Genomic DNA, 17,711 nt, shown 5'->3' with positions numbered 1-17,711 from the left:
CTATCCTGTATTTTCTGTTTCGTATCATTCTAATTCAATCCACCTATAGTCTCCGACCAGCTTTGCCGTATACTTTCCGGTCAAGTCTTTAATTTCCTGGTCGTCAAGCGCCATCTTCGCGAAAGTCCATCCGCAAACCAAATCGTCCTCTTCGCCCGTCACATTCTCCGGATGCTCCATCAACCGGCGGATTTCATCCTGAGTCTTGGCGACACGCCAGATATGCAGATGTTTCATACTTCCGTTAGCACCTTTATCACCGATACGGTTGCCTGTAGCACTCATGCCGCCAAATGCCACCATCGGGACATTGCTGTCGTTAGAAGCATACGGTTTGGAAGCATCCTGATGAGAGGTGGTCGAAAGTTTCAGTTCACCGTTCATATACATTTTGGTCATGACAGGTCTGCCTCCATTCATCTCGCCGTCTACTCCGGTTTCATCCGTCACCACAGCCAAGTGTACCCACTCATTAACGGTGGCAAATCCGAAGGCAGGTTCCATCAGGTCATTAAAGCCCATTCCGTATGTCATACGCATGTTGTTGCCACCATAGTTGTAGCTATTCACGCACCAGCCTTTGCGTTCGTGATTGTTCGTATCATCATCCGTAAAGGTAGAGATCAGATAGAAGAAGCCTTCTACATCCTTCAGCTTTACCCAAAACTCAACAGTAAATGCCTGCTTGCCAACTTCACCGAATGTGGAATACTCCGGATGAGCGCCAAAGTCAATATATCCGCCATTCTTTCCGCTTACTTCCAGCTCTGCCGGAACCAGTAAGTCTTCCGTCCGGACAGTCGCCTTAAACTCGGCTATCTTTTCGTCCGATTCTTTCAGCAGTCTGGCTGTCTCTTCGGGAATCCGAGCTTCCGCCACTCCCGCTTCTTTTATCGTCTGAAGGAAATCTTTCAGCTTGGCTATCGCATCTTCCAGAATCGCCCGGCTTGTTTCAGGATACATTCCTTCCCGAAGCCCGAACTGGGATTCAGCCTGCAGGTCGGTCAACACTTTTATCTTCTTGCCTATCTGTTCACGATACTCATATACCTTCACTCCTTCTCCGTCATCATCCGAACATGAGTAGCAGATACCCATAGCGAAAGCCGAAAGAAAGACTATAACCAGTAACCGGATACTATATCTATTTTTCATATCTCATTTGTTTTAGATTCGTTTATAATTCCTTTAATAAATACCGCCTTCTTCTATGTACTTCCTGATAGAAGCGGCCAAATCCATCGGGAGCATAAATTCATACGTATCCGGACAATCCTGTTCAACCCGTTCGAGTTCCTTGATCAGTCTCTCGTACACTACCACTTTATTTCCTTCAAATCCGTAATAGTTGGTCAACAGATAGACATGCCGGAATAAAGGACGCCGCGGGCTGGGAGATACAGACATCAGATCACGGTATACGTCTCCATTATTGCGGCACATAGTCCCCTGATCAATACGCACCACGCCATCTACCAATTTGTAAGATGAGCCTGTGGTATGTGTCCGGTTAGATCCGTCCATAATCGCATCGACAGCCTTGCTCTTCATGTATTGTTCGAAATACATCTGCTCGTCTGTATTCCAGAGATGCGCCGTGTGGAAACCAGCAGTGGATAACCACTTCTTGTTCATCTCCAGCCATTCTGCATATTTACCGCTCTGCGCATAATAATCACCATAGATAAACTGGAAACCGGAAGGCCCTGCCGTCAATTCATCGTTCGGAGTCATATTCTTATAGTAAAATTCAAGTAGCTTCGGATTCAATTCCTGTAAGCCTGCCGCCAAAGTCACTCCTACGGGAACTTCGCCTCTGCGCTTTCCTTCCTTGAATATCTGATAAAGAGAATTTGCATCAAACTGAATATTGTCTCCGTCACTCAGACTGATAGCGACATATATCTTACCCGGCTTCACTTCTCCGGCTATCCCTTTACGCTGCTGGAAGGCTTTGCTCGGGAAACTGCACCAATAACTGCCATTCGCATAATAGTCACTCACTACAAATCCTGCATTATGGATGTTGGTAATCTTGTTCAGTTCGTCGCCATTGGCATTCATTCCATAACCAAATACCGAAGAACCCACCGGATAAGATCCGCTATTGAAGATATTATCCATGATCTGTTTGTCATCTCCATTAGAGTCGTCCAACCAGAAGACAAAGCCTTTAGAAGCAGCTACGTAATCGTACATTCTCCACGGATTATCTTTATAATCACTCCGCAATCCACCGGAGAAGGTTAGCTTCGGATGGCATTTGTCGGCATAGTGCGCTATCGCCCAGCCATAAGCTTCTGCCTTTGACGACCATTGGTTACGTATATCCCTAACTTCCAGATTTCCTATTCCCAACTCGTCCTCTATAAACTTTCTCATGGATTCCGTAACCGGAATGCCTTTCTCCTGTGACGAAATCATCTGTGCCATACTCCATGACCAAGGCTGATTCTCATCCCAGACTACCAGGCAGTTGAAGCGGTCTTTATACATATTATATAATGCCGCAAAGCCTCTATTGCGGGAAGTATTCGCCAAAGGCTGCATTTCATACTGCACTTCGGCATCATCCAGCTGCGTCAAATCCTGCTGTAACCAGATCAGATAAGTCAGTGCCTGTTCCTGGTTAATCACTCCCTGCATGACAGCAGTGGTCAGCTTCGATATATTTTCGTCATCACGAATATCGAATACATTCACTTTCGCCACCGGCTGATTCTTAAAGAACATACCACTTTGAGGAGTCGCATCACTATGATAATCCATCAAAGGATGCAGCTTTTGCGCCCAGTTCTTCACCAGACGGGCAGTCACTCCGGCAGACATCTCTCCGGTCGTTCTGACAACTTTCATTTCATATCGGTAAGACAACAGGCTATTGTCCGTAATCGCAAATTCCGCGCTCTGCACTCCTTTGGCAACCGTCTGTTGCTCATTAGTCTGCAAATCCTTTACCTGCACCTCCTTGATATCCGTAATATAAGGATCAATCCAGGTGACCACTGCTTTTCCATTGATCTCCTCCACACGGGGAGTACGGACTTCATTTCCTCTTTCGGCCGTTGTTCCAAATTCATCGTCATCCTCGCTGCAACCGAACATTGAAAAGGAAAAGATAAATAAAAACGACCATAGACTGGTGAGTACAATCATCTTTTTCATTGTGTTATATTTTAGATTTTAATATTATTATTCTGACTTTATTCCGGCAAACTCTCTGAAGAGGGCGGCACGGCATCCGAAGCTATCCCCCACTTCTTATTGGGCTTATCTCCCATCTGCAAAACCAGACGTCCGCCGTTTTGAATATCCGCATGGCTGAACCACGGCTTATTCCACGGCTTTCCATTCAAGGTAGCCGACTGGATGTACTTATGGTCCGGCGCATAATTCTCCGCTATGATCTCAAAATAATGTCCGTCACCTACCTCCATCTTTGCGGATTGGAATACCGGACTACCGATATTATAAGTTGGAGAACCGGGAGTTACCGGATAAAAGCCCATCATGGAGAATACCACAAATGCAGTCATTCCACCTCCGTCTTCATCACCGGGAACGCCCATCAAGTCATTACGGAACCACTGGTTCAGCAAAACGCGAATCCTTTTTTGTGTCATCCACGGCTGACCGGCATAGTTATACAAATAAGGAATATGCAGACAAGGTTCATTTGCCATAGAGAACTGGCCGACATTACCGGTATGGTCCGGCAACTGATGATAGAAATCAAACTTGCTCCGCCCCAACGGTTCATTGAATGTCTGATTCAATCTCTCGATAAATGAAGCCTGTCCACCCATCAAGGCAATCAAATCCGCCGGATTGTGCTGCACATCCCAACGATAGATCCAACCGTTGTTTTCACCATAATAGCCACGTGCCCCCTGTCCTCCCGAATATCGATAGTCAAACGGTTCGATAAACTTTCCGTCCTTGTTCTTGGGATGAAAGAAACCCGTTTCCGCATTATAAACATTCCGGTACGTATAAGACATCCGCATAAACTTCTTATAGTCATCGGTCTTGTTTAATGTTCTGGCTATCTGTGCCAGACACCAATTATCGTAACAGTTACCCAACATAACCGCAACCGCCTGCCGCCTCTCGAACGAATGAACAGCCTTGCAAGTTTCTTCTTCGCCAGGGTTCAGTGCAGGGAAAAATCCTTTTTCCTGATAGAACTCATCGAGCTCCGTCAACGGACATCTCAGCCAGGGCAACAATGTTTTCTCTGTGATCGCTCCCTTGCAGGCTTCATAAGCAGCCTCCAAATCAAAGTCCTTCAATCCTTTGCAATAAGCATCCCAAATAACTGCCACTGCATGATTGCCATTCATCCGGTGGCTGTCTCCAGTCACCTCGGGGAAGGTAGGCATCCATCTTCTGTCCGACTGTTCTGCCATCCGGATATATGAACGAACCATATCGAGTTCCTTCTGCGGTTCTATCAAGATACGCAACGGATGTGTAGCCCGGTAAGTATCCCATATCCAGTCATCTGTATAAAAAGGTACTCCGCCATCTTCATGAATCTTGCCATCGAAAGCACTGTAATACTTCCCGTCTTCCGAAAGATTGATCATGCGTTCGTAGGTACGATAAAGGGAAGTGTAGAAGATTTCTTTCTCGTCTTCCGAACCGCCTTCTATCACAATCTTGCCCAATGTCTCGTTCCATATCCTGCGTCCGGTATCCGCCACTTCCTTTACATCATAGGTGGTGATGTCACGTTGCAGATTCTTCTTTGCCTGCTCGGCACTGATAAAGGAAATTCCGTAACGCAGCTTCAGGTTATTCTCGCTTCCATAAAACAAAGCGATGGCACTACCTTCCTTACTTTCCATATTAACTTTTCCATCTGCCAGTACCCCTTTGCGTAAAGGTGGCTGACTAGTTTCGAGATACAGATAGATTTTGGTAGGAGTGTTGTCAATAATCTGATAGCCACTGACTCCTTTTTCTTCAGCGACCAGCTTTCCGTTCTTCGTATTCACCACCAAAGCATTATCACCTTCCGTCCCAAAACTGATATGATAAATACCAGCCTGATGTGAAGGGGCGTACTCAACCTGTATATCAGCCTCATCCAGGTATACGGAATAACTATAGGGGGTAATCTTCTCCAAATCATAGGAGTAAGATACAATCGGCCGGGATACCTCTCCCTGCACCGGGTTCAGGTTAAAAGCCGAGCTGCCTCTATGACTGGTCACCACCACCGGAAGTCCGTTTACCCTGTCCGATGTAAAGTCTCCCCTTTCCGGATAGACCCTGAGCATCGAGTTCGGCAGATGTACGGTTGGGTAAGTAGGCACCAGCAGATGGCTGATATTGCCGATATATGGATTTACATAATCGACAAAGTCCTTCGCGGGCGTCTGTTCCGTATGGGTACACGAAAAAAACGCCATCGCCATCAAACAGGAGCCGACTGTTCTTTTTATATTCAATCTGTTCATCATCATTCTATATGAATATGTCTGTTCATTAATCTGGTTAGTTCATCGTTATCTTTCCGGCAGCAGCATCCGGATGCTGCTGCAGATAGATACGATAGAGTTCAAAAAATGTCGGTGCATCCAGCAATTCAATATTCGTATGCCGCTGTTTCAACTCATCACAAATCCCTTTATACCAGGAAGGTGACTTCAATATGGCTCTGAACCAATGGAAAGGAACCGGACGTTTCTCCACTCTTTCCACAATCACATCCATTGCCCTGCGGTAATCATGATCTACAATATCATAATCTGCCCGGATCACCGGCATATCATTGTGCAGCAATGTCAAAGGCATCTTCTGCGGAACTATTCCATTCGGACTGAACGATGCGTAACAGTCCAATCCGTCTGAATCCAGTCCGGGGGCTTCGCCGTCAATCACAAATCCTGTAATGGTCAATCCCCACTTCTGATAATATTTGCTGCAATGCTTTGCCCATGCACTCAATCCGCTTTTCAATCCGGACACCGAGCGAGGCTCTTGCAACATACCCGGCATCAAATATCCGGCACCATTGTCAGCAGCGGCAAAATAATCATTCGGAGTAGCCGTCACCCGATAATTATGCATCACCATCGGAACGCGTTCTGCAAGTACAGGACTGACAGACCACATCAAAGGCACTTCTCCCCGGCTAGGTTCGTCCCACAGGAAAGGGGTAGTCTGAGCAATCCAGGAGGAGGAATCATAATCGCCTACATAGAAGAGGATAAAGTTCCGTCCCTGAAAGTTGATTGTTCCGTCACGGTTCAGATAGCCTCTGTCCATCAGTTCCTGATGTGTCACCCACTTTTGGGGATACTTTTCCTGAAGAGGAAAATGTTGCCAGAAGGAGGAGTTAGCCAATGCTCCCAGTCCGATGGCATCGGCATCCTTAAAGGCATTATAAGCACTGATAATACGGGAAAATTCCCACTCGGTAGCTACATCTTCATGCTTTCCTCCAGCATGCTGCGTATATTTATAAATCCAGCTCGGGAAACCTCCGATATAGCAGAATTTCTCTCCTTTATTTTGCTTATAGGCTTCTTGCAGAAAAGTTTTCAGTATCTGCAAGTCCAGGCCTTCTTCTTGTGTCGGATCATCCGTTGCCGGCTCGTCTCCCCAAGGAGAAAGGTCAAAGAAAAAAGCTTTCTTGCTGACAAAAAAGTCATGATTGGTCAATTGGTGATGGTTCGTTACCGTCCGGGTAGGATCGGTACGCCAGAACTGGTCGATGTAATAAGCGGCGTACTCCATATTGCATAACCCTTTCTTCAGGTATTTCTCTATAAACCATACATAGGGATCGATTTTCAGAGATCCTGTCGAAGGTTGACCGGTTCCGGCAATCCTTCCTTTGCCCGTGAAAAGAGAAGAACCATCTTTGTTCACCAGCCAGCATTTCACAGCCAGCTTCGGTCCTTGCAGTACCAAGCGGGTATAGAGACTATTGGGAGATATGTCATAGCGCACAGCTATCAGATTCTCGATTCCTGCCACAGATGAAGCAATATTACTGGTAGATGCTACTTTTGAGTCATAAACAACCACTCCGCGTATTTCTTTTCTGAAAACGGTCACGACATCCGACAGTTCTGTGTAAGCTACCGTATCACGTCCCGCCAGCCACTGTCCTGCCTGACGGTATTTATTCCACCAATAATCATCGACATTCTCTCCCTGCCCGTTCTTGACATAGCGAATGTACAATCGCGGACTATTCCGATTCACAATGCCTTGCAAGGTAGCTGTCGTATGCATAATGTCCCATAGTTGCTCCGCCTTCTCCTGTTCTTTCAGATCAAGTTCATTGAGCGTTCTCAAATCCAGTATCCGGACCGGATCACGAGATTCTGCCAACAATATCTCTGAACAAAAGACAGAGACCGCAAGGAATACCAACTGTAAATACTTTCTCATGGCTTTTCCGTTTTTATGCTAAATATCCAACTGTACAGATGCCGAATAATTGTACTTTGTCTCACTTCCGTGAGACTGTGCGCCGATCCGGAAATAATAACTCTTGCCCGGAACCAGCGTAGAAGTGTAGTCGTCCAGATTGATAGACAGTTCGAAAGCCTCACCATCAGTAATGGAACGGTTTAGTTCTTCTGTCCGGTTGACAATATTCAGTTTGTTGGATACATCGATGTGAGAGTGTGCAAACAACGAAATACGATAGACCTCGTTACTGGTCACCTGCTCCAGTTTGAATTTCGCCACTACCTTTCTTCCGATCACAGATATTTCCGGTTCAATGATCCGCAGATAAGGATTCACTTCGAAGACCTGATAATTCTTTCCCGGCTTTATTTTCATATCCAGAGTATCCAAAGGAACGTAGTTCCCACGATTCAGGATGATTTTATAGTCACCGGAGAAAATCATACCGTTATAAAACGTTCCGTCTTTTTTAACGACCATATTCTGAACAGGAGGATTATCTCCCCACCCCTGTTCGATGAAATAAACGCGGGAACCGTCCGATATCTCCTGTTGAATGAGTTCTCCGGTCTTCCGGTCTCTCAGTTCGCCGGCAAAAATTGCATCCGGCCCTTCGAGATTATCTTTTTCACAAGAGTAAAACATACTGCCTGCTACTACAACGCATAATAAAAATAGAAGCTTTTTCATATCTAATCTATATTTTAGAATATACTAATTAAGGATTCTGTACCAGACCATTAGCCCCCGTACCCGGAATACTCTTATAATACCAGCTATAATCAAAGGTCTTTGATTCAATGCCCAACGGATTGACACGTACAAATACATAATGCGCAGGATTTGTCCGCAGGTCAAGGAAAGGTACAAGTCCCTTTCTCACCCGGTTTTCAAATTCCTTATGGAAAGTTCTCCAGCGCGACAAATCCCATCTGCGTTTGTTTTCAAATGCCAGCTCGACAAAACGTTCTTTGCGAACATTCGCCTGAGTCAATGCAATGTCATCTTTGTGAGCCGCTCTTTTGCGGATCGCATTCAAAGCGTCTTGTGCAGCCTGTTTTTCAGCAGAAGTAGAGGTTGTCTTTTCGATAACGGCTTCTGCATAGTTGAGAAGAATTTCCCCATAACGGAAATCGATCCAAGGCTGTGTACCTTTACTCCATGCCTGCTCAACCGGATTTTCTATCTGCAAGAACTTCTTAAACAGGAACCCGCTACGGGTATAGTGTCCCAAAGTCGGATCGAATCCTGAATATTCCGTGCTTTTCTCCGCTCCGTAAGTATAATAGATCAGACCATCCTGCCCCTTCTCCGAAGCCTGAGTCCTGTAATGATAACCGGAACCGTCAGCTTTTACCAGACCACCCTGAATAATGATCTTCGTACTTCCGAAGTTCTGTCCCGGGAATAACACCATCGCACTCAAACGGGCATCACGACCGGCAAATGCCTGGTAAGGTTTATCTATCGGGAAAGACAGGTATCGAGTGGATAGGTTAAATCCATTATAATCACTTTCATTTCCATCCACACGCGTGCTGATTGGTTTGGGCGTTCCGGTTCCGTCATCCGTATAATCTTCGAAAGAATCGACAAAATCCAGTGTCGGATTCATACGACCGGGATAGAGATTCGGGTCAAGGATCATCTGACGGGGGCTGAACCAGACATCATAGTTATGTGCCAGAATGGTATTTGCAGCATAGGCTTTCATGAAGATAGGCTCTTTCAATCCGTCCAGGCATTGGAAAGGCTGTTCAAATAACTTCTGATAGTTGGTTGTCGCTTCTTCCGGAGTAGCGGGGGAAGGTTTGTAAAGACCGAACTTACCGCTATTCATGATTTCCTGTGAGGCTGATATACATTCATCATAATAATGATCGGCCGATATAACTTCTATACCTACCAGCTTCTGGTCAACAGCCGGACCTGAGAAAGAAACATAAGGCTGATGAGTAAACTTGGCAACGGAAGCGGCATACAGAGCGGCTCTTGACTTCAGCGCCAATGCTACCCATTTGTTCGCTCTCAGCACATCATTCTCATTCGCATCTCCAAAAAGCGATACTGCCTGGTCACATTCTTCTAAGACAAAGTCCCAAGTATCTTTCTCCGTATTTCTGGGGACACGCAGTTCTTCGATATTACCGTTATACTCCTGCGGTTCTTTAATGATAGGTACCCCACCGTATCTTTTGGCTAAGGCGAAATAGGTATAAGCTCTCAGGAAATGAGTTTCCGCATTGATCTCATTCTTTTGCTGTTCGGTAATACTGGTCAATGTAGGAATAGTAACCAACAGACTGTTTAAATCACGAATGAGTTTATAACCGTCTTCCCAATAATCGAACCACTCTTCTCCAAAGTCATTGTACTCCGGATGGATAGCCTCATCACAGAAATGGGCAGCCATAAAACCGGCATTATTCACATCCGTACCGACTCCCACATTGAAGCCGCGATTCGGTGAATAGGTAAAATCTTCGATAGGCAAACGACCGTACAGATTGGCCATATGTGCCTGTACCCCTTCCGGAGTGGAGAACAATTCATCCGCCGGAATTTTATTCTTCGGATCGATATCAAGCAAATCGCTACATCCGCCCAGCAGGAACATGGCTCCCAATAATAAACAACTATATATTTTCATAATCATCTTCTTTAAAAGTTCAAGGTCAATCCAAAGTTAAAGCTCTTATTCAGAGGATAATTCAAGCCGGCACTATAGTCTCCTTCAATCTTTTCCGGATCGAATGCCTTTACAAACGGGTCACAGATAGTAAACAGGTTATTTCCGTTCGCATAAATTCTTAAACTACCGATACCCAGTTTATGCATCAGTCGGGGACTGAAGGTGTAGCCGATCTCAATTGTTTTCAGTCTCAGATAAGAAGCGTTCTTACGCCATATCTGCGAATCCCTCGTATAGAACGATCCCATGTCCTGCTCCAGACGGATGGCCGGCCATTCTCCCGGTATCCATTCACTGTTCGCATCATACGGGTCGGACAGATGCCAACGGTCGTAGAAGTATTCGGGGGTATTGCCACCCTTGAAACAGAGCATCTTTGCGTATACCTCGTCAAACTGCACCGTGTACAGGGCAGAACCTTGAAAAAGAGCGTAGAAGTCGAAGTTCTTCCAGGACGCTTCCACATTGAAACCATAGTGAATCAACGGGCTGCCGGACCAGAATAAAGGGGTCTTATCCAGATCATTCACCACTCCGTCACCGTTTACGTCTTTCAGGATGTAGTCACCGGGAAGTTCCTTGGAATTTCCGTTATCCCCATTCTGAATCGGATATGTATTAATCTCGTCAAAGTTCTGGAAACGTCCGTCCGTCTGATACCCCCAGATAAAATCTCCCCAGCGGTTGGATGCCTGGTTTCTCCATCTTTCCATACTGCTCTTGTAAGGACCGCTCTCTATATAACGGCGTTGGGTACGCGCCAGGTTAAAGTTACCGGATACACTGTAGTGGAAATCACCGATTTTGTTGGTATGAGTCAATGTAAATTCAATACCCCTCGTACGGTCGCCGTTCAGGTTTTCCTGTGGCAACTTGGAACCGAACGTATTGGGAAGAGAACCGTAACGGTCGGCCAACAGGCCGCTGCGGTCACGCTGATAAATATCAAACTCTACTGCGATCAGCCGGTTAAAGATTGAAAAGTCAATACCAATATTATACATATTCACTTTAATCCAGGTCAGATTCTTATTGATCATCACAGGAGAAGCTACTCCATTGGTATAATTTCCCTGGCTGAATACATATCCGCCACTGTTCAACGTGTAACCGGAGAAGTATTGGAACGGATCACCGGCATCTTGCCCCGAACGACCGGCAGAGAAACGAAGTTTCAGATTATCGACAAACTTGAAGTTGTCTTTGATAAAGCTCTCTTCCGAAATTCTCCATCCTACGGAAGCGGACGGAAAGAATGCCCATCTGCTGCCCGGAGCATATCGATAAGAACCGTCGTATCTGCAAGCAAGCTCTGCCAGATATTTGCCTTTATAATCATAGGTCAGACGCCCGATATGAGAAAGATAAGCCTGGTGTTCCGAGGAACCGGATACTTTCTGGTCAGATTCGCGTGCATTGTCCAGTTCACCGATTGTGAAAAAGTCAAACTTGCGCTCACCATTCATCCAGTTTGCTTTCTCTTCGCGTCTTTCGAATACATAAGTAGCTCCGATGGTATGGTTGCCGAACGTTCTGTTATAGTTTGTCTGAAACTGCATATCCACCCGTTCCGATTCTCTGCGATTATCCTGGAGTAAAGCCGGATAGTTGGCATCTGCCGCTGTATACTCGCCCGTATATTCGCCATAGGTATATGTCTTAAAACCTTTCCGCGTAGCCTTATATCCGTAGTTATTGTAATCGTAGATAAAAGTACCTTTCACCTTCAGCCCCTTTACATAAGGAATATTATACTCTAATGCAAACTGTGTCTGCAAGTTCTTATTCCGCTCTTTAGCGCTTCCGGTATAATCGGCATCGATCATAGCTGCCGGATTAGGGACATAAGAGAAGTTATTATAATAATCCGGATTGTCATTGGCATAGATAGAAGTAGTAGGCGGATTTACACGCGTACTCTTAAATATATCATAGAAAGGAAACCAGGGACGGTTGGTGGTATCATAACGTCCGCCAAGATTGATACTGGCTGTCAGGTCTTTGGTAATCTTCAGACTGACATTGGAACGGAATGTATATTTATCATAAGTCAATGCGTTATTCTTCAACAAGCTGTTATCGGTGGCATAACCGAAACTACCGTAATAACTTACTTTGTCGGTACCACCTTCCAGGGACAGAGTCGTCTGGAACTGTGTGGCGTGCTTATTGAAAACGGCATCATACAAGTCTACACTCTCATAACCGGGAGCACCTTGCTGCCATTTGGTCAATTCGTCCTTTGTGATATAAGCCGGTCTGCCTGCATTGATTTCCGCCTCATTTCGCATGGTCATATATTGTCCGGCGTTGGCCATCTCCGGCACATTGGTAGGAGAAGTAATGCCGACATTGGCGTTCAACGTAATACGCGGTTTGCCTGTAGCCCCTTTCTTGGTGGTAACAATCACGGCACCATTCGCCGAATTCATACCATAGATAGAGGCAGTAGCATCTTTCAGAAAAGATATGCTTTCAATATCTTCCGGATTCAGCCGTTGAAATTCGCTGGAACCGTCTCTCACCACTCCGTCAATCACAAACAAAGGAGTTCCGAAGCCACGGACATTGATATTGGAACTAAACTTACCCGGCTCTCCATTTTCCTGTCTGATCCGCAGACCGGCAACTTTTCCCTGAATGGCCTGTGCCAAACTAGGTGCCTTGGTCTTTACTATATCATCTACTTTCAGGTTTCCGATAGCTCCTGTCAGACTTTCCTTTTTCTGAATGCCATATCCGACAACAACTACATCGCCCAATGCTACCACATTCTCCTCAAGGACTACCGTTACGAAGTTTTTATTCACCACTTTCACTCTCTTCGGATTATAGCCGACATATCCTATCTCCAGTTCCGCTCCCACAGGAACCTGGATAGTAAACTTACCATCTATATCAGAAATAGTCCCCGTACCCGTTTTCAGTACTTTCACTGAGGCTCCGATAATGGCTTCTCCTTTATTGTCTGTCACCTGCCCGGAAACTTTCAGGTTTTCCTGCGCCATAACAGAATCCAAAGAAAGGATGCTCCCCATTATCAAATAAAGGAACCTTAAAAAAACTCTTTGCAAATGATCTTTGCTCTTTCCTGTTTTCATAATTTATAGATTAACATTAATTAATTCAAACCGTTTTCATCTCAAGAAAACTTTCTCTGACAAGTAAGTCCAAGCAGTAATTAAGAAGTGTCGTTTTTCATATTTCCATCATTTTATAAGGTTATAGTTTGATCCGCTCAAGTCATCAGAAACATAGTGGAGGATATCCCGTCCGTTTCTGAAGCAAATATAGAATTCCAGTCCTTAATGCCATATTAATTTTAGATTAATAGCGATAAAGAATTTCATTCTTTTCGCATAAGTATCTAGTTATCAATGATGTTTTCATGATAAAAAACAATTATTATTTGATGGTATAATGAGTGCCTTACTCCGCAAGGATTTATTTCGGGTACCGATGAGACCTATTTCCGGCACCGATGAGGACAGGCTCCGCCACCGATGAGGAACTATCTCTCCACCGACCAACAGAAAGTAGCGGAAAATTATTAATAGAGGATTAATTTAGAGTGAATTTATAATATCATCGTAAGAGAAATCAGGCTTGGCATTCAGTAAACGTTCATATTCAATACAGAACTTATCGAAACTTTGCTTGGACAAACCTTTCTGCCCCATCTGATACAAGACTCTGCATTTAGTGCGGATAGCGTCTTCGTCTATATTATCAACAAGCAGAATTACATCTGATATTTTCAGCAAAAGCCTGGAATCTTCTTTTATATCGGGACGGTTGACCACAGAAAGCAGTATTTCCGTCAACAGAACGTAGTAGGCTGACTTATATTCGTCAATCCATTCGGCACTGACGTTAGGGAGCAATGCGCCGGCACTCGCCAGGGATATGATTTTATTGATTATCTTTTTATCCGTAATGGTATCTTTATCTTTTATCTGATCCAGCAATCTCATCACTTCCTGATAATCGCAGGTCACGTCTTTCCCCAGATTCAGATACCAATAGCCGTTCTTATTGGCAATATTGATATCTCCGATTTTCTCAATGATCAGCCTTAGCTTTCTGATATTCACGTTTCTGTTATTCGATGCACTGGACTTACTCATATCGAACCAGAAAGTTTCATCCAGGCATTGAGAAGTCGTTCCCTTTCCGTTCTTAATGGTATTCAGCAGTAAAAACAAGAATAATTGCTTAAGAGTAGGCGTAAAATCTCCCGTGATGTTACCGCCTTGCTTATCAAATATCTGGAATCCGCCCAGTAATAAAACCGAAGATACTTTTTGTTCAGTCGGTTCTTCTTCGACCAATCTGTCTTTTACTTCTTCCGTAGCAACCGGACCGACTGACACATTCACTTTTCTCTTTCTCTTACTATGCAATAACCATATACTTCCTCCTATCAGGCACAGTAGTCCTGCCAAAATACCGGATATCAATATCACCGGCTTCATTCCGCCAGTCTGATGAGGCAAAATACCTTCCTTGGACAAAGGTGGAAATGCCAGTTTATAAAATTCGACTTTAGATATTCCGGGCTCCTTTTCCTGCAACACCACAGCATAAATAGAAGATGTCTCTCTATGCAAAAACATATCACAATAAGAATGAATATCGAGGAAGTTATAAACAATGGAATCACTCATCACTTCCTGAACCGGTTGTCTGGTCTGTATATCAAACCGGCTCAAATAAACAAAAGTATTATATCGGTCATTATTATATGTCAAAGCATATACACTATTCGACGGTGTATCGACAATCATTGAATTACCGAAAGTAAAGTGCTGCCTGTCATTCACAAACTCCCATAACTTAGCGCATTTACCTGTTTTCAAATTCAACCGGTAAAGATCATAAAAGTTTCCTGGAGATTCTTCCTGCTTACCCGACTGATTGCCATAACCACCCATGATCAATAAGTAGTCCTCATTCTCCGCCCCCATCGCACTTAAATAGCGGGGAAACAGACAGGAATCAAGGGAACTGATCGACCACCCCTGCGGATCAGACAGATTTATTCTGCTCAACTGTGAATTATAGCGGTGATTACCATAGCCACCAAAAACAATCAGTTCATCTCTTTTCTGATTGATAATACGATTATGATGCTGGCGGGTATCAATCATTACCGGAGTTTCTAATGTCCAGCATTTCCGGTCAAACTCATAGACATTCAAATCGTTGAAATCCGGTGTATAAGACAAGAGCCTGTTTCGTTTGGCATCAAAAATAATCTGGCTGGAAGCTCCTATATAAGGATGTCCTTTATAAGCAATCGAATCAATACGATTCGCCTTCACATCGTAAACAAATAACTGACCGCCTCCTGCTATGAAAAAACGTCCCGACACATCGTCATAAGCCACCTGCGGATTAATATGGTGCACATTCAACGAAGCTAATGCCGCCCATTTAGTATGTTTATCTATCTCCCAGACGCCATTACGTACAAAAGCCTGTTTATTTCTGACACTATCGTAAGTCACATCTTTATCATGAGCAGCCAATTCCCATTTATAAAGCAGTTTACCTTGAATATCAGCAAGTTCTATATTACGAATGGTCATAGGAGGTACATCTGTAGAGAAGAAACGGGGATGCTTGCTGCCTCCGAAATAGATCTTGATATCCTTAAAGTTGCTCAGGGAATGATTGATTTCCGCCTGGATACCGTCTGCAGCAATATGAATCCGGTCTTTGGCAAATTGCAGATCGACGTGTATCCATCTGTCTGCTACAATCTTTACCGAATCTGCAATCTCCGTATTCTTGATCACCCGGTCTTTGTCAGTCAATACAATATTAAATCGGGAATAAAGCAGGTAGGAGATAAAATCAAAGCAGGAAGAATCATCTGCTATGACCCGTACAACATAACCATAAGTATACAGTTCATTTCTCAACTTTATATCGAATCCCACCGAGAAACCGTCCTCGGGAAAAGACAAAGAAGCCGCAGGAGTAAGATCCAGATTGGTCCGCTGATCCTGATTGGTAGAATGAGCCAGAAACGTAAGACCATAATCATAGACACTATTATCTATAACATTACTCTTGCATACCCATATATGCAATAAAAAGACTAAAGATAGAAGGTATCTACATTTCATAGTAACAATCATAAAAACCGGAATCCTTGTTCAAAAGTAAGAAACTTATGTCTAAGACCAATGCATTTGATTGCAATATTCGCAAAAAATTATAGGATATGCAAATCATTGGAAACAAAAAGACTCGCCCAAGTAAAGTATCCGAGGGATATCTTTACCTGAGCAAGTCTTTCCTTTCATAAATACGGCCCACTTAACAGCCGTATCTATATTACAATATCAAATGTATTATTGAGCTGATTCTACCAATACCACACGATTCAGAATCGGTTGACCGAACTTGTCGACACCACCACCTGCTGCAACAGACAGTCTGTCTGCAGAGATGCCATATTTCTTAACCAACAGGTCCTTTACAGCTTGTGCACGTTCCAGACTTAACTTCTGGTTGATAGAAGGAGTACCGGTTGCAGAGTCTGCATATCCGTTGATTGTATAGGTCATGTTCGGGAATTCTTTCATCTTGCTGGCAAGATATGACAAGTTCATTTCTTCTTGTGGAGACAATTTGTCTGAACCGATCTTGAAGAATACAGTACGCGGTGCAATGTTGGCATCTGTTACAACGACTTCTTCAGCTTCTTCCACTACAGGCTGCTGTGCATTGGCTAACTGTTGCTGCAACTGCATATTTGCGGCTGCCATAGCATTCATCTGATCACGCATCTGTCTCAATTCCAGTTCGGAGATAATCTGTGGAACAGGACGTTGGAATCCACGGGTCGGGAAGTAATAAGTCACACCGAGAGTAGCACCTAAGATACCATCATAATCGGGTTTGCCACCGTGTTCACCATCAAATTTACCTTCCAGCCCTGTTGCACTCAGTTCAAGGTTCAAATCTACAGCGTTTGACAAACGGAAACGGTTGATAATACCTGCATTGAAGGTAGCAGCGTTTGTATGAGGCTTAGAATAAGAATGAGCCCAACCGGCACCGATATACGGAATAATCTCATATACGCGATCCGGATTGTAACCACCGAAAAGTGCATTCAGATTAATCAGCAAGTCGCCATGAAGATTCATATAGTCCCATCTCTGTTTGTAGGAGCCATCTTCTCTCGGGCCACCGACTACATAATTTGCAGATTCATTGGTGGTGAATCCTTTGGATTGCAGTCCGCTATATTGCATACGTAACCCGAAACCGGGTGTTACCCATTTACCAACTGACACATTCAATGTCGGAGCAATACGATCTCTGAATTTTCCGATATGGTCGTTATTACCAAATAATACCTGTGCACCGCCTCCTACAGAGAAGAACCAGTTGCTCCAGAATGGGTTAGTTATTACTTGATGTTTATCTTGTACCTGAATAACCTCGTATTCAGTTACAGTCACGGTTTGCTGCGCAGAAGCGACAGACGCAACGCCGGCAAAAGCCAGCAACATTAGAATCTTTTTCATATACCTAATAGTTAAGTGGTTATTATAATCTTTTCTTT

The 17,711-nt window shown here is 44.2% G+C and carries 9 protein-coding genes; all 9 read right to left on the bottom strand.

The window, feature by feature from the left end; translation table 11 throughout:
- Positions 1 to 24: 24 nt before the first annotated feature.
- Positions 25 to 1,155, bottom strand: coding sequence for a DUF4972 domain-containing protein (locus HMPREF9007_RS17525; RefSeq protein WP_008760787.1), 1,131 nt, complete (start codon positions 1,153 to 1,155; stop codon positions 25 to 27).
- A gap of 33 nt (positions 1,156 to 1,188) precedes the next feature.
- Positions 1,189 to 3,165: a GxGYxYP domain-containing protein gene (locus tag HMPREF9007_RS17530; protein WP_008760786.1), complete on the bottom strand. Its 1,977-nt coding sequence runs from the start codon at positions 3,163 to 3,165 to the stop codon at positions 1,189 to 1,191.
- 38 nt (positions 3,166 to 3,203) lie between these two features.
- A complete protein-coding gene (locus HMPREF9007_RS17535; RefSeq protein WP_008760785.1) occupies positions 3,204 to 5,471 on the bottom strand; it encodes a GH92 family glycosyl hydrolase in 2,268 nt (755 codons plus the stop codon).
- 31 nt (positions 5,472 to 5,502) lie between these two features.
- Positions 5,503 to 7,410: a GxGYxYP domain-containing protein gene (locus HMPREF9007_RS17540; RefSeq protein ID WP_008760784.1), complete on the bottom strand. Its 1,908-nt coding sequence runs from the start codon at positions 7,408 to 7,410 to the stop codon at positions 5,503 to 5,505.
- Between the two features lie 18 nt (positions 7,411 to 7,428).
- The gene (locus tag HMPREF9007_RS17545) at positions 7,429 to 8,124 is read right to left on the bottom strand and encodes a DUF3823 domain-containing protein (protein ID WP_008760783.1); all 696 of its coding nucleotides are present in this window, start codon (positions 8,122 to 8,124) and stop codon (positions 7,429 to 7,431) included.
- A gap of 28 nt (positions 8,125 to 8,152) precedes the next feature.
- Complete coding sequence (locus HMPREF9007_RS17550) at positions 8,153 to 10,084, bottom strand: RagB/SusD family nutrient uptake outer membrane protein (RefSeq protein ID WP_008760782.1); 1,932 nt, start codon at positions 10,082 to 10,084, stop codon at positions 8,153 to 8,155.
- 11 nt (positions 10,085 to 10,095) lie between these two features.
- Positions 10,096 to 13,227 (bottom strand): TonB-dependent receptor, encoded by a 3,132-nt coding sequence (locus tag HMPREF9007_RS17555; RefSeq protein WP_008760781.1) that lies wholly within the window; start codon positions 13,225 to 13,227, stop codon positions 10,096 to 10,098.
- Positions 13,228 to 13,692: 465 nt separating this feature from the next.
- Positions 13,693 to 16,260 carry a hypothetical protein gene (locus HMPREF9007_RS17560; protein WP_225651710.1) on the bottom strand — a complete coding sequence of 856 codons (2,568 nt, stop codon included), beginning with the start codon at positions 16,258 to 16,260 and terminating at the stop codon, positions 13,693 to 13,695.
- Between the two features lie 228 nt (positions 16,261 to 16,488).
- A complete protein-coding gene (locus HMPREF9007_RS17565; protein WP_008760779.1) occupies positions 16,489 to 17,673 on the bottom strand; it encodes an OmpA family protein in 1,185 nt (394 codons plus the stop codon).
- Between the last annotated feature and the right edge of the window lie 38 nt (positions 17,674 to 17,711).

It is taken from the genome of Bacteroides sp. 1_1_14 (assembly GCF_000162515.1).
Classification (GTDB): Bacteria; Bacteroidota; Bacteroidia; order Bacteroidales; family Bacteroidaceae; genus Bacteroides; species Bacteroides thetaiotaomicron.
The sequence above is the reverse complement of the archived record's forward strand: the minus strand, read 5'-3'. Positions and strand labels throughout refer to the sequence as shown.

Bases quoted from the DNA above. Each gene is read 5' to 3' on its own strand.
- HMPREF9007_RS17530 (WP_008760786.1), bottom strand. From the start codon at position 3,165: ATGAAAAAGATGATTGTACTCACCAGTCTATGGTCGTTTTTATTTATC.
- HMPREF9007_RS17555 (WP_008760781.1), bottom strand. From the start codon at position 13,227: ATGAAAACAGGAAAGAGCAAAGATCATTTGCAAAGAGTTTTTTTAAGG.
- HMPREF9007_RS17565 (WP_008760779.1), bottom strand. From the start codon at position 17,673: ATGAAAAAGATTCTAATGTTGCTGGCTTTTGCCGGCGTTGCGTCTGTC.
- HMPREF9007_RS17540 (WP_008760784.1), bottom strand. From the start codon at position 7,410: ATGAGAAAGTATTTACAGTTGGTATTCCTTGCGGTCTCTGTCTTTTGT.
- HMPREF9007_RS17560 (WP_225651710.1), bottom strand. From the start codon at position 16,260: ATGAAATGTAGATACCTTCTATCTTTAGTCTTTTTATTGCATATATGG.
- HMPREF9007_RS17535 (WP_008760785.1), bottom strand. From the start codon at position 5,471: ATGATGATGAACAGATTGAATATAAAAAGAACAGTCGGCTCCTGTTTG.
- HMPREF9007_RS17525 (WP_008760787.1), bottom strand. From the start codon at position 1,155: ATGAAAAATAGATATAGTATCCGGTTACTGGTTATAGTCTTTCTTTCG.
- HMPREF9007_RS17550 (WP_008760782.1), bottom strand. From the start codon at position 10,084: ATGAAAATATATAGTTGTTTATTATTGGGAGCCATGTTCCTGCTGGGC.
- HMPREF9007_RS17545 (WP_008760783.1), bottom strand. From the start codon at position 8,124: ATGAAAAAGCTTCTATTTTTATTATGCGTTGTAGTAGCAGGCAGTATG.